The organism is Vibrio sp. 1078-1 (assembly GCF_033340475.1).
Genome location: NZ_JAWOWM010000026.1, coordinates 24,015 through 38,324, shown reverse-complemented (window position 1 = coordinate 38,324; position 14,310 = coordinate 24,015). Strand labels below are relative to the sequence as shown.

At 46.4% G+C, this 14,310-nt stretch carries 12 protein-coding genes; 3 read left to right on the top strand and 9 right to left on the bottom strand.

The window, feature by feature from the left end; genetic code table 11:
- Nucleotides 1-323 precede the first annotated feature (323 nt).
- The 6 genes from fre to trxA all read right to left on the bottom strand — a co-directional run bounded on the left by fre (nt 324) and on the right by trxA (nt 6,143).
- Nucleotides 324-1,037, bottom strand: coding sequence for an NAD(P)H-flavin reductase (gene fre, locus R7190_RS24415; RefSeq protein ID WP_318137621.1), 714 nt, complete (start codon nt 1,035-1,037; stop codon nt 324-326).
- A gap of 14 nt (nt 1,038-1,051) precedes the next feature.
- Complete coding sequence (locus R7190_RS24410; RefSeq protein ID WP_009696789.1) at nt 1,052-1,321, bottom strand: 2Fe-2S iron-sulfur cluster-binding protein; 270 nt, start codon at nt 1,319-1,321, stop codon at nt 1,052-1,054.
- A complete protein-coding gene (gene ubiD / locus R7190_RS24405) occupies nt 1,318-3,171 on the bottom strand; it encodes a 4-hydroxy-3-polyprenylbenzoate decarboxylase (protein WP_033907314.1) in 1,854 nt (617 codons plus the stop codon). Before ubiD ends, R7190_RS24410 begins: the two co-directional genes overlap by 4 nt.
- A gap of 91 nt (nt 3,172-3,262) precedes the next feature.
- On the bottom strand, nt 3,263-4,255 hold the full coding sequence (locus tag R7190_RS24400; RefSeq protein WP_033907315.1) for a hypothetical protein: 993 nt from the start codon (nt 4,253-4,255) through the stop codon (nt 3,263-3,265).
- Between the two features lie 105 nt (nt 4,256-4,360).
- Complete coding sequence (gene rho, locus R7190_RS24395) at nt 4,361-5,620, bottom strand: transcription termination factor Rho (RefSeq protein ID WP_005378757.1); 1,260 nt, start codon at nt 5,618-5,620, stop codon at nt 4,361-4,363.
- 196 nt (nt 5,621-5,816) lie between these two features.
- Nucleotides 5,817-6,143, bottom strand: coding sequence for a thioredoxin TrxA (gene trxA / locus R7190_RS24390; protein ID WP_004745500.1), 327 nt, complete (start codon nt 6,141-6,143; stop codon nt 5,817-5,819).
- 111 nt (nt 6,144-6,254) lie between these two features.
- On the opposite strand from trxA, the gene rhlB reads away from it, so the two are divergent.
- The 3 genes from rhlB (at nt 6,255) to R7190_RS24375 (ending at nt 10,904) form a co-directional block, all read left to right on the top strand.
- A complete protein-coding gene (gene rhlB, locus R7190_RS24385) occupies nt 6,255-7,574 on the top strand; it encodes an ATP-dependent RNA helicase RhlB (protein WP_005378764.1) in 1,320 nt (439 codons plus the stop codon).
- Between the two features lie 20 nt (nt 7,575-7,594).
- Nucleotides 7,595-9,088: a guanosine-5'-triphosphate,3'-diphosphate diphosphatase gene (gene gppA / locus R7190_RS24380; RefSeq protein WP_005382885.1), complete on the top strand. Its 1,494-nt coding sequence runs from the start codon at nt 7,595-7,597 to the stop codon at nt 9,086-9,088.
- Between the two features lie 172 nt (nt 9,089-9,260).
- Nucleotides 9,261-10,904 carry a sugar nucleotide-binding protein gene (locus R7190_RS24375; RefSeq protein WP_047102540.1) on the top strand — a complete coding sequence of 548 codons (1,644 nt, stop codon included), beginning with the start codon at nt 9,261-9,263 and terminating at the stop codon, nt 10,902-10,904.
- 222 nt (nt 10,905-11,126) lie between these two features.
- On the opposite strand, the gene R7190_RS24370 is transcribed toward R7190_RS24375, so the two are convergent.
- The 3 genes from R7190_RS24370 to recQ form a co-directional block, all read right to left on the bottom strand.
- Complete coding sequence (locus tag R7190_RS24370; RefSeq protein ID WP_033907317.1) at nt 11,127-11,801, bottom strand: 7-cyano-7-deazaguanine/7-aminomethyl-7-deazaguanine transporter; 675 nt, start codon at nt 11,799-11,801, stop codon at nt 11,127-11,129.
- A gap of 234 nt (nt 11,802-12,035) precedes the next feature.
- Nucleotides 12,036-12,341 (bottom strand): DUF3630 family protein, encoded by a 306-nt coding sequence (locus R7190_RS24365; protein WP_005378772.1) that lies wholly within the window; start codon nt 12,339-12,341, stop codon nt 12,036-12,038.
- A 9-nt stretch (nt 12,342-12,350) separates the two neighbouring features.
- Nucleotides 12,351-14,186, bottom strand: coding sequence for an ATP-dependent DNA helicase RecQ (gene recQ, locus R7190_RS24360; protein WP_005451195.1), 1,836 nt, complete (start codon nt 14,184-14,186; stop codon nt 12,351-12,353).
- Nucleotides 14,187-14,310 lie beyond the last annotated feature (124 nt).

The window sequence follows — 14,310 nt, the reverse complement described above, 5'->3', positions numbered from 1 at the left end:
ACACAGATTGATAGGTCTATATTGTTAAAGAGCTTGCTTTGCGAGAAGTTTTTCTCTCAAAGCGGAGGTGCATTCTAACGAGATAATTGAGAGTGTCAAACACTTTTTTTCAATTTTATTTTTCGTAGAAGCTTTCACCTCTCCGACCCTGCTGAAGCCTTATCGCGTCTGCCGTGTCGGTGGATGCGCATTATAGGGAACTCAGATCCGTTCGCAACCCTTTTTTGAAAAAAAATGGAAAAAAATGACTGTTCGATGACTATTTCATCAAAAAAGCAAAAAAGAGGGTAAAAAACCCTCTTTTTCTGCCTTAAAAGCCGTATTTAAATGAATGCGTACGCGTCTGCGAACATATGTTCGCTCTTCGCTTTCTTGTTCTGAGTGAACTGTTCACGTGCTGCGCCAGCCATTTCAAAACGACCTGCAATATAGATATCGTAGTTTTCTAAGCTTTCGAAATCTTCAGCTACAGCTTGTAGCACGTTACCAACTTTACCTTGCCAGTCTGCAGGAGCTTCTTCTACTACTGGCACAAAATGAACATTGGCAAACTTGTCGGCAATCTCGACCAGTTCGTCTTTAGCATAAAGCTGGCAGTTATCGCGCGCCCCCCAATATAAATAGATAGGATTGGTTTTATTCTGCGCTACGCAATGATCCAGAATCGAACGTACGTAACTAAAACCTGTACCACCAGCGATCAATAACAGCGGGCGTTCACTATCTTCTTGAACCCAAGCATCGCCATGTGGCGCATCAATTTCAATCTGACCATCAGTTTCAAGCGCCGCTTGCATTGCTTCGACAACTTCTTGTGCATAAGCGTTGTGTTCCGCCGCACCGATGTGCAGTTCAAGTTCACCTTCATGACGACAAGGACTGCTTGCGATAGAGAAAGGACGTTTGTCTTTTTCACCCATCACCACCATTAGGTACTGACCCGCTTTAAAAGGCACCGGTGATTCTGGATGAAGAAGGATTTGGTAAGTATTACAAGCTAACGGCTGAATAGACTTTACTTTACATTGGATGGTCATGGTGTTCCTCTCGCTTACTCGTCAAAAGTAAGCACTAAATTACTTTCTGTATAGGCTTGGCAAGGGAATATCCAACCTTGCTGTTGCTCTTTTTCGGTTAGCATAGGTTCGAGGTGATAGCTCACCTCGCCCGTTAGCTTTTTACACATGCACATGGCGCAAGCGCCAACTTGGCAACGGTGTGGGAAGCGAATATTGTTGTTGAGCGCAGCTTCTAACACCGTCTCCCCTTCTTTTACTTGGAATGTAACGTCCATTGGTAGAAGGTGGACTTGATGACTCATAGAATACCTAACTGGTCCCAAATCTCATCGACTTTAGCCACAAGTTTAGGATCTTTTTTGATAGGCGTACCCCACTCGCGCGTGACTTCAGATTCGAACTTGTTGGTCGCATCCAGTCCTAATTTGGATGAACTCTCAGTCTTACCAAGCACTTGAATCGTGTCTCTATCTGGGTCCATTCGAGTTGTCACCGCCCAAATGATGTCATTCCAATCTCGTGCATTAACGTCATCGTCGCACAAAATGATGAATTTGTTATCCGTGTACTGAGCAAAGAAGCCCCATAGATGTTCCATCAATTCTTGGGATTGACCAGCTTGGTCTTTCTTCATAGTCACGACAGCAAATTGGTTGTTTGCTGTAACTGGAAGATAGACGTCAACAATCTCAGGGCGTTGCTGTTTCAACTCATTTAGTTCTGCTTCGGTAATCGCTTTGCTGTCTCGCTCAGTGACCTCGGTTCGCGTCGCCAGCTCGGCATCCCATTTAATGGTCGCATCCAAGCCCATTTTGGAGCCAAGCCCAACCACTGGTGAAGCAAAGTCGAGCGAGTCGATTGGCGTGTTATCTATCATCAAGGTATCACGTACAGGATCCATATGCTCTGACATGGCTTTCACGACATCATTCCAATCTCGTGCGTTTACCGATTCATCGCACACAATAACAAACTTGGTATACATGAATTGACGTAAGAAAGACCACACGCCCATCATTACGCGCTTGGCATGTCCTGGGTACTGCTTCTTCATGGTGACGACGGCCATTCGGTACGAACAACCTTCTGGCGGTAGATAGAAGTCTTCAATCTCTGGGAATTGCTTTTGCAGAATAGGTACAAACACTTCGTTTAATGCCACACCCAATACAGCTGGTTCATCTGGCGGACGACCTGTGTAGGTGCTGTGATAAATAGGGTCTTTACGCATAGTAATGTGCGTAATAGTAAATACGTGGTGCTTTTCTTTTTCGTTATAGTAGCCAGTGTGGTCACCGTAAGGACCTTCATCAGCAAACTCGTTCGGGTCGATATAGCCTTCCATCACGATTTCCGCGCTCGCTGGCACTTCCAAATCGTTGCTGACTGACTTCACGACTTCCGTTTTGCTTCCACGTAGCAAACCTGCAAATGCGTATTCCGATAGCGTATCTGGCACTGGTGTTACTGCGCCAAGAATGGTTGCTGGGTCTGCACCAAACGCGACCGAAACTGGGAAAGGTTTACCTGGGTTGGTTTCCATCCAATCGCGCAGATCAAGCGCACCACCACGATGGGCTAACCAACGCATGATGATTTTGTTCTTGGCAATTTTCTGCTGACGGTAAATGCCTAGGTTCTGACGTTTCTTATTTGGACCTTTGGTTACGGTTAAGCCCCAAGTAAGCAGCGGCGCTACATCTTCTGCCCAGCAGCTCATTACCGGAATTTTATCCAAGTCGACTTCATCACCTTGCCAAACAATGTCTTGGCATGGTGCTTTACGTAAACGCTTAGCCGGCATGTTCAATACTTGTTTGAACACAGGCAGTTTTTCTAAAGCGTCTTTGAAGCCTTTTGGTGGCTCAGGTTCTTTTAAATAAGCCAGCAGCTTACCGACTTCTCTTAATTCTTTAACGTCTTCACGTCCCATGCCGATTGCGACACGCTCTGGTGTACCAAACAGGTTCGTCAAAACAGGTACGTCGTAGCCGATTGGGTTCTCAAACAACAGCGCAGGTCCACCAGCACGCAAGGTGCGGTCGCTGATTTCTGTCATTTCATAAGCGGGATCGACAGGGTGAGTGATGCGTTTAAGTCGACCTTTCTGTTCTAGGTGGTCGATAAATTCGCGTAAATCCTTAAAACTCATAGGCCTTCATGCTGGCTGATTAAACTGTCCGCAGTATAACAAATAGGAGGACGCTAAGATCCTCCTATTTTGTGTGGGTATGTGAGCCAGATTACTTTAATACTTGTTCAATCTGCCGAGTCTTTATCTGATGGTTCGAAGATACTAACTCTTCCAACCAGGTTTGATGCCCTTGTTGAGCAAGCTCTCGAGCAACCATGGTTGCTTCTTCTGATAACGCCATTTTTCTAACTAGAAACTGCTTTACTTGCGGAGATAGAGGGTTAGATTTTGTAAGTAGACTAATAGCTTCTGGCTTGAGTGATGGGTTAACTGTGGCATTCATCAATTGCTGAATGGAAAAAACGTCTCCAACCGCAGCTAAACGCTCAAGTTCGGACTGGCTGTTGTAATCAGCTTTCATCCGCCAGAGTAAGTTGTACACTTCCTCATCCTGACTAACTTGTGCCAACCTGACTATCACGGCCGTCGATGGTAACCAACTGGTCACATTTGCTTTGGTTAACTGGGCCGTTAATGCAGCAAGCGCATTGGGTGATAAGCTGTCTAACTCTCGAATCAAAAGCGCTTCACGCGCTTGAGCTTGTTGAGATGGCCCTGTAAGCCATTGCTTTAAGTTAAGCTCTCTTCGTTCAGCTTGTAAGACAAAGTCCAAGGTACTTTGGTCTTGTTTCCAACGCTTAATCAAGCGACTCGCAATAACGGGAAAGTTAAAAGCGGGTACACTAAATTCATACCCATCACCTCGCTCTAACACTTGATAAGTCGGGGTCATACGGATCTGGGACTCAACAAACAGAGCCATTCGAGGCGTGAGAATCACATCTTGCTTTTCAAGCTTTTCCAATAATTGAAAGCGCACCACCTCTTGTTGAGGCAAAGCAAGTCTATCAAGGGCAAATTTAAGCGAGTCGACTTCATCTCTGACAGCGTAATCAAGCAGTTCAGAGACTTTAGTATGTATTTGAGTATCCTGAAGCCACTGTTCTACTACAGACTCATGCATTTCCTTGGCAGATAATGTCGCAGGTAGAGTGATAAGTGACAAGCTCAGGAGTAATGACGACAACATTCCTTGTTGCATGTTAACCTCCCGATAACATTTCCTTCATTCTGATACTTCTATCGGGAGAAAGCAATAAAAAAGCCACCGATATACGGTGGCTTTTCGCAGAATGACTATTTGAGACTATTGACGACGCATCGCATCGAAGAACTCATCGTTGGTCTTCGTCATCGCTAGCTTGTCGATTAGGAATTCCATTGCGTCGATTTCGCCCATTGGGTGAACGATCTTACGCAGAATCCACATCTTCTGTAGTTCGTCAGTCTTCGTCAGTAGCTCTTCACGACGTGTACCTGAGCGGTTAAAGTCAATCGCAGGGAATACACGCTTCTCAGCAATCTTACGGTTCAAGTGCAGTTCCATGTTACCTGTACCCTTGAACTCTTCGTAGATAACTTCATCCATTTTAGAACCAGTATCTACTAGTGCCGTTGCGATGATAGTTAGGCTGCCGCCTTCTTCTACGTTACGTGCAGCACCGAAGAAACGCTTAGGACGATGTAATGCGTTTGCATCCACACCACCTGTTAGTACTTTACCTGATGAAGGCACTACGGTGTTGTAAGCACGAGCTAGGCGAGTGATAGAGTCAAGCAAGATAACCACGTCTTTCTTATGTTCAACAAGACGTTTTGCCTTCTCGATCACCATTTCCGCTACTTGTACGTGACGAGATGCTGGCTCATCGAAAGTCGACGCAACCACTTCACCTTTAACTAGGCGTTGCATCTCGGTTACTTCTTCTGGACGTTCGTCGATAAGAAGAACCATCAACTCACACTCTGGGTGGTTGTACGCGATGCTTTGCGCGATGTTTTGCAGAAGCATTGTTTTACCCGCTTTAGGCGGAGCAACAATCAGACCACGTTGACCTTTACCGATTGGCGATGCCAAGTCTAAAACACGTGCTGTAATGTCTTCTGTTGAACCGTTACCACGCTCCATAACCATGCGCTCATTCGCATGTAGAGGGGTAAGGTTTTCAAATAGGATCTTGTTACGGGCGTTGTCTGGTTTATCGTCGTTAACGGTATTGACTTTTAGAAGGGCAAAGTAACGTTCACCGTCTTTTGGTGGACGAATTTTGCCAGCGATAGAGTCACCAGTACGTAGGTTAAAGCGACGAATCTGACTTGGTGATACGTAGATATCGTCCGGACCCGCAAGGTATGAACTATCTGCACTGCGTAGGAAACCAAAGCCGTCTTGCAGAATTTCCAGAACCCCATCGCCAAAGATGTCTTCGCCGCCTTTCGCGTGCGCTTTTAAAATCGCGAAGATGATGTCTTGTTTTCTTAAGCGAGCTAGGTTCTCTAATCCTAAGCTTTCGCCCAGTTTTACAAGGTCAGACACAGGTCTGTTCTTCAGTTCGGTAAGGTTCATGGTGGTGGATTCTTGTTTAGTCAAAATAAGATCTGTTTTCTAGTTAAGATGGATTTGGTCTCAGGATCGACCAAGAAGAGAAATTTGTTCAATTAACGCGCGATAAGTTAGCACTAATTAGTATTCTAGTCCAGAGTTAGAAAAACAAAACCGTGCATTGTAACTTTGCACGGTTTTATCTGTAATCACTTGGTGATTATAAGTTTGCGTCTAGGAACTCTTTTAGTTGAGTTTTAGACAGAGCACCTACTTTCGTTGCCGCTACGTTACCATCTTTAAATAGTAATAGCGTTGGAATGCCGCGAATACCAAACTTAGGTGGTGTACCTGCGTTATGGTCGATGTTTAGTTTACCGATAGTGAGTTTGCCTTCGTACTCGTCTGCGATTTCGTCCAAAATAGGAGCGATCATTTTACAAGGACCACACCATTCTGCCCAAAAATCCACTAGAACCGGGCCTGCAGCGTTGATTACATCGTTTTCAAAACCGTCATCAGTTAGCTGCAAAATCTTATCACTCATCTTCCACTCCAATGTGTTTTTCGAAACTGGTTGGATGATAACCAGTAATTAGATGCCCTATTGGAATGTATTTACTTTCGTATTGCAAGCTTTAGCTGATATTCTATAGCCATGAAAAAGACGCATATCACAGAGCAAAAGTTCGCCGATTTGGGCTTAAAGCCCCAAGTTATTGAAGGATTGGACAAAAAAGGGTTCGAATTTTGTACCCCTATCCAAGCCTTGGCGTTGCCGGTCCTGCTCACCGGCCAAGACATCGCAGGCCAGGCCCAAACGGGTACTGGTAAAACGCTCGCGTTTCTTACTGCTACGTTCAACCACCTTCTGACGACTCCGGAACATGAAGGTCGTAAGCCTACACAGCCACGCGCAATTATTATGGCGCCTACACGTGAGCTCGCTATTCAGATTTACAATGATGCAGAATCATTAACTGAAAGCACAGGTCTAAAAACCGCCCTAGCTTACGGTGGTGAAAGCTACGACAAGCAACTTGCGAAACTGCAAGACGGCGTAGATATTCTGATCGGAACAACAGGCCGTATCATCGATTTCTACAAACAGCGCGTATTTAACCTCAACAACATTCAAGCTGTTGTTCTGGACGAAGCCGACCGCATGTTCGATCTTGGCTTTATTAAAGACATTCGCTTCTTGTTCCGTCGTATGCCTGAGCCAAAAGAGCGTTTGAACATGCTGTTCTCAGCAACGCTGTCTTACCGCGTTCAAGAACTGGCATTCGAACACATGAATACTCCTGAGCATGTCGTTGTCGAACCAGAACAAAAAACTGGCCACCGTATCCAGGAAGAGCTTTTCTATCCTTCGAATGAAGACAAAATGGCGCTGCTTCAAACACTAATTGAAGAAGAGTGGCCAGATCGCGCTATCATTTTTGCCAATACCAAGCATAAGTGTGAATCGGTTTGGGGTCATTTGGCTGCCGATGGACACCGTGTAGGCCTTCTTACTGGCGATGTACCGCAGAAGAAGCGTGAGAAGATTCTTGAGCAATTCACCAAAGGTGATGTCGACATCCTAGTTGCAACTGACGTTGCAGCGCGTGGTTTGCATATTCCTCAGGTAACGCACGTTTTCAACTACGACCTTCCTGACGACTGTGAAGATTATGTTCACCGTATTGGCCGTACTGGTCGCGCTGGTGCGAGCGGTCATTCGATCAGTTTTGCTTGTGAAGAGTACGCGGTTAACCTACCAGCAATCGAAGAATACATTGAGCATACAATCCCAGTTTCAGAGTACGATTCGTCGGCACTGATTCAAGATCTACCGGCTCCGATTCGTATGCGTGCACCACGCAACCAACAGCGCCGCACGAATACTGGCGGTACCCGCTCTGGTTCTGGTAACCGTAAGCCGCAGGGACGTCGTCCACGCCAACCGCGTCAATCGGCACCAAAACAATCGTAATAGGAAACTGAGTTCGTTTTATGAGTCAAGCAGGATCATCACCGCTATATGCCGCCATCGACCTCGGGTCGAACAGTTTTCACATGCTCGTTGTGCGTCACATCGATGGCAGCGTTCAAACAATGGCTAAAATTAAGCGCAAAGTTCGTCTAGCAGCGGGCTTAGATGAACATAATTCTCTTAGTATGGAAGCTATGCAGCGAGGATGGGACTGCTTAAGTCTATTTGCGGAACGCTTGCAGGACATTCCTAAACAAAACATTCGCATCGTCGGTACTGCAACATTACGTACCGCGACCAATGTAGATGTGTTTTTAGAAAAGGCTAACCAAATTCTAGGCCAGCCTATCGAAGTGATTACTGGTGAAGAAGAAGCAGCCACTATCTATAAAGGTGTCGCTCACACCTCTGGCGGTAGTGGTCGTCGCCTTGTAGTCGATATCGGTGGAGCAAGTACCGAACTGATTATCGGTGAAGGTTTCGAAGCCAAAGCACTGACCAGCTTAAAAATGGGCTGCGTGACTTGGCTTGAAAACTTCTTTAAAGATCGTCAATTGAATGCTCGTAACTTTGACGCGGCAATTGAAGGGGCGAAACAGACCATCCAGCCGATTTTAGAACGTTATACAGAAATTGGTTGGGATGTGTGTGTTGGTGCATCAGGCACTGTTCAGGCATTGCAAGAGATAATGCTGGCGCAAGGCATGGACGAAGTAATCACTCACTCCAAACTCAAACGTCTACAGAAGCAAGCCATGTTGGCCGACCATTTAGAAGAACTCGATATTGAAGGCTTAACACTTGAGCGTGCATTAGTGTTCCCTAGTGGCCTCTCTATTTTGATTGCCGTTTTTGAATTGCTTGAAATCGATGCTATGACACTCGCTGGCGGCGCACTACGCGAAGGCTTAGTGTATGAGATGGTTGAAGAGCTTCGTCAAGAAGACATTCGTGCCCGCACTATCGCTAGCGTACAAAATCGCTATCAGCTCGATCACCAATACGGCGAACAAGTCGCTACTCTGGCACACACGCTTTTACAGCAAGCTGGGGGCGATGAGTGGATTACAGAGCCTCAGGGCAAGATATTACTCGAGACCGCCGCAAAACTGCATGAAATTGGCTTAACTATCGATTTCAAAAAAGGCGGAGAGCATAGTGCTTACTTGCTACAGAATTTGGATCTGCCTGGTTACACGCGCGCGCAGAAGTTCTTTATTGGTGAAGTGGCTCGTCGCTATCGCGAACAGCTCACTTCTTTACCTGAGCAGCATGCATTATCAGGCTCAAGTGCCAAACGAGTATTAAGACTGTTGCGTCTTGCGGTTCTACTCAGCCATCGTCGCAATCCTGATCTAGAGCCAAATGTGACTCTAACGGTTGAAGGCGACAATCTAACGTTACACATTGATGCGCAATGGCTAGAGAAAAACCCACTGACTGCGGCTGAGTTGGAAATTGAATCCAACCGTCAGACAGACATCGGCTGGCCATTAAATATCGTAGCAAAATAAGCGAATATCACTGCCTTACAATACTAAAGCCCAGGCGTTCGCTTGGGCTTTTCTGCTTCTACTTCCCCTACAAAACGTGCTGCCCAGCAAAAATCTCAGCTTCTCCGCTCTACATCGAAAAACAGCCATGCTTTATTGATAAACACAATTTAGCCAACCAAGATGCACCATCATGAAAACCGTTTTAATGACTGGCTTAACTGGTACCCTCGCCCCAAAAGTCGCTCATCAGTTTCACCTACGCGGCTGGAACATATTGGAGTGGAATCACCACCAAATCTCACCAGATGATCCAGAGCAAAGTGAACAATTTTGGCAGCAACACCACATCAATGCGGTGTGCCATATGGCGATGGGAAGTGAAGAGTGGGCAGCGTGGCTTGGTGAGCAATGCAAACGCCATAATATTCCTTACCTCTTTGTCAGCACAGCAATGGTATTTGATGCCACAAAAAACGGGCCTTATGGCATCTTTGAAGAAAGAAACACCCAAGATGATTACGGCAAATACAAAGTTCGTTGTGAAGATGCAATCTGGCAAGCAAATCCAGATGCGATGGTTGCTCGAATTGGTTGGCAGCTCCATCACCAAGCAGAAGGCAATAACATGTTGGCGCATCTCAACCGCCAACATGAAGAGTACGGCGTTATTACCGCTAGCACAGCTTGGTATCCCGCGACTTCTCATATGGACGATACTGCACTCGCCTTTTTGCAGCTTATTGAGCGGAACGAAGCCGGTTTATACCATCTTGATAGCAACTTAAAGGATAAGTGGAATTTCTACGAACTCGTTTGTGCACTCAAACAGCATTACAACAAGCCATGGCAAGTGCTGCCAAGCAATGACTATCACCATGACCAACGTCTAACCGATGAACGAATTGCCTTGCCGCCATTGAGTGAACGTTTCAACAAATCAGAGCAAATCCAGCAAGCCGGCATCATAGGAATCAACTGGGGACGCACGCACATTCCCCACTATCGAAACAATGGTGTATCGGTCACAACGTTATGCGCCAACCAAATAGAACCGCTTCAGCAAGCGTGCAGTGAAGAAGCAATCCCAAAGGCAGAAACGAACATCAGCGCACTCAAGCAACTTGATGTAGTGACAATCGCGACACCTGCGCATACTCATGCAGAGATAATTAAGAAGTTAGGTTCAACCAAGCTAATTTGTGAAAAGCCATTGGTGGGATTGAATTCTGACATAACTCACTGGCAGCAACCGAACGCCAACCTATTGGTTAATTACGCCTTTGCTCAGCTTAATACCGCCAAGACGATAGAGAAGTGGCTCACTTCGCAAACCCAACCTTGTGTGGTCAATCTAGTCACCCAAGTTAACCTACCGGGCACCTTCACGCTCAAAGAGTGGTTTCTTGAAACTGCCAGTCACCCTATATCTTGGTTGCTGCACTGCTTTGGAGACTATTATCAATCGACACTGGTTGAGGAAAACGGCCAACTGATCGTTGATCTGCAATGTGACGACCACCAGCTAAGGTTTGTATTTGAACTAACAGGTGAACCGGGCATCGAGCACAATCTAACGATTCAATCCAACCAGACCTTAACCAGCAAAGGCTACTACCGTGTCGGAGAAAAATGGCGTTTCGAGCCCATTCTCGTTAATGGCAACGCGATAAATGATGGAGAGTACAGCGAGTCTGATTGCTGGCAGGACGCCAATCAACGCAGTGTCGGTTTGATGTTGGCGATGTTCAATCAAAGCATCAGCTGGGATAACGGCCTGCAACTTGGCGCCTTCGATGCGCAAAAAGCCATTTTGATTGAGAAGATGCTCTGTTAGCCATTTCACCAGCGAGCTTCCTCTACGTGCCGTACCTTCGATTAAAAGGTCTCACTCGGGACCTTTTTTACTGCTCATTTTTACCTTCGTACAGCTCAGGGAGCTTTTGGACACCCATGATCTAATTACTCCCCACGCTGTACAAAACGCTCTAAACCCAAGTAAACAGGCACAAAAAAGCCGCTTGATTTGAGCAAGCGGCTTTCGGGGTTCCCACTGATATTAAGACTGAACGCTTGTCGTCACCTTAAAGTCAGGGTTCACCTCAGTCAGCTTCTTAATTAGGTAATTCAGTAATACGCCGTACATCGGAACGAACAAACCAAGACTGATAATCAGTTTGAAGCCGTAATCCACCAGCGCGATTTCCGTCCAATGCTCTGCCATAAATGGATCTGGGCTTTGATAGAACGCAATGGCGAAGAAAGCGATGGTATCAAGTGCATTACCGAAAAGCGTTGAACACGTTGGTGCCACCCACCATTGCTTCATTTGACGTAGGCGGTTGAACACGTGCACATCCATGATCTGACCAAGTAGGTACGCCATGAAGCTAGCAATCGCGATACGAGCAACGAATAAGTTAAATTCCCCTAGGTGACCAAAACCTTGGAATTGACCTTCGAAGAACACCACCGATAAGAAGTAAGACACTGCCAAAGCAGGCAACATCACTAAGAAGATGATCTTACGCGCCAACTGAGCACCGAAAATACGCACAGTTAAGTCAGTCGCTAGGAATATAAATGGGAAAGTGAATGCGCCCCAAGTGGTATGGAAACCGAAAATAGTAAACGGTAGCTGAACTAGGTAATTGCTAGATGCAATAATGACTAGGTGGAATAGAACCAGATAGATAAGGGCGTTGCGCTGCTGCGCAGGGGTAAAGTTACTCATGCGATACCTTTTTAGTTTGGTTTGGGGGTGAGGGAACCCAAATCGAGTCACTGAATAAAGTGGCTCTTACCAACAATGTAAAATGAAAAATAAACTGGCTTGGCTCTTTCTGAGCGAAGCGGTGGGCGATTATACATTAACCACTTTTCGCCGCAAGTCGTCTGTTTTACGCAAACGTTTGAGCATAAAAAAGGGTGTTTCATGTGAAACACCCTTTCAAGAAAAATTCTATTTTTAGAAACCGCGCTGGAACAATCCTGCAAGATAATCCAACTCTTCCCTGCTCTCTTCAATCGCTAAAGCTTCAAACCAAATCGCTTCGCTGTAATGCTCTGCTTTCATAAACAGTCGGCAACCTTCAAAATCGATCAGCCAAGAGTGAATGTCCGCATCCCACTGCTTTTCCACCACAGTAGCAGAAAGCAAGCCGACTAAACGCTCACCTAAGGCAGGAAAACTATCAAGGTCAAAGCTCGGCGCGGTAATGATTAAGCGCCCTTCTTGTGCCATGTAGTCCGCTAAGCCAAATTCCTTTTGCATCTTGGTTCCTTATCCGTGGTGAGTAATGTGTTCTTGAATCAAATCGAGGAATGGGTCGGCGTACTTCTCTAGTTTGCGCTGACCAACGCCGCTAACCGCCAGCATTTCGCCGTAAGACGTTGGCAGAATTTCCGCCATATCAATCAGAGTCGCGTCACTGAAGACCACGTATGGTGGTAAACCATCTTCATCAGCAATCGACTTACGCAGCTTACGTAACTTAGCAAACAGCTTTTTGTCGTAGTTCTTGCTGGTCAGTTTATCTGATTTCGCCGCACGTGCTGCAGTGTCTAAACGTGGAACCGCTAACTCCAGAGTCACATCGCCACGTAGCAGCGGACGCGCTTCTTCGGTAAGTTGCAGCGTTGAGTTACGCGTGATGTTTTGGAACAACAGCCCTTTGTGGATTAATTGACGGAAGATACTCACCCAGTAATCGTGGCTGTGATCGCGCCCTATCGCGTAGGTAGAAATCTTATCGTGCCCGTTTTCACGTACACGAATATTTTGCATGCCACGTAGCACTTCTACCACGTAACCCATACCAAAGCTTTGATTAACACGGTACACACAAGACAACGCCTTACGTGCTTCTTCCGTGGCATCAAAGTGTTTCGGTGGATCTAAGCAAATATCACAGTTGCCACATGGCTTCTCACGATACTCACCAAAGTAATTCAGTAGCACCTGACGACGACAAGTTTGCGCCTCAGCAAAGGCACTCATCGCATTCAGTTTGTGGGTTTCCACCTGCTTCTGTGGACCATCGTCTTTCTCATCCAACATACGACGCAGCCAACTGATGTCCGCTGGGTCATACAACATCATCGCTTCGGCAGGTAGACCATCACGCCCTGCACGACCCGTTTCCTGATAGTAAGACTCGATGTTGCGCGGGATATCAAAGTGAACCACAAAACGCACGTTTGGTTTGTTGATGCCCATACCGAATGCCACGGTCGCCACTACAATTTGGATGTCATCACGTTGGAAAGCTTCTTGAACGTAAGCGCGCTCATCAGCGTCCATACCGGCGTGATAACCAGCAGCACGAATGTGGTTGTTGCACAGCTTCTCGGTCACCATCTCAACTTTCTTACGGCTACCACAATAGATGATGCCGCAGTTACCCTTTTGGGTTTCAAGATAACGAACGATTTGCGAAACCGGCTTGTGCTTCTCAACTAAGTTGTAGCGAATGTTGGGACGGTCGAAGCTGCCTAGGTAAACCTCTGGATTATTCAGTTGCAGGCGTTCAAGAATATCTCGGCGCGTTGCGTCATCTGCGGTCGCCGTCAGCGCCATAAATGGCACATGGGAAAACTGCTGCTTAAGCTGACCAAGCGCGGCATATTCTGGACGGAAGTCGTGTCCCCACTGGGAAATACAGTGCGCTTCATCGACGGCAATCATCGATAGCGGCAAGTTTTCCAAGCGCTCAATGAAATCACGCATCAATACGCGTTCTGGCGAGACGTACACCAACTTAAGATGACCAGTGTGCATGCGGTTATACACGCTGAGCAGTTCTTCACGAGGCATGGTCGAGTTAATGCATTCAGCCGCTACACCGTTGGCTTTAAGCTGGTCCACTTGGTCTTTCATCAGCGAAATAAGCGGAGAAATCACCAAAGTAATACCAGAGCGAACCAAAGCAGGGATTTGATAACACAGCGACTTACCGCCACCAGTAGGCAGGATAACTAAGCTGTCGCGACCTTCTACCGCAGCATCAATCACCAACTGCTGACCATCACGGAACTCTTGGTAACCAAACACATCCTCCAACACACGTTGAGGCGTTACAGGCGAATCAGATTGTTCGGCTAACAAGGTCGAGGTCATGAAAAGTCTCAGATTGGGTCTTAAAAAAGAGGTGCTTATGCATACCACTGGCACACAAAGTGAGGGCACATTGTAATGGGGTTTCATGGTGAATAAAACCGCAAATTGTTAGGTGTTTCGCATC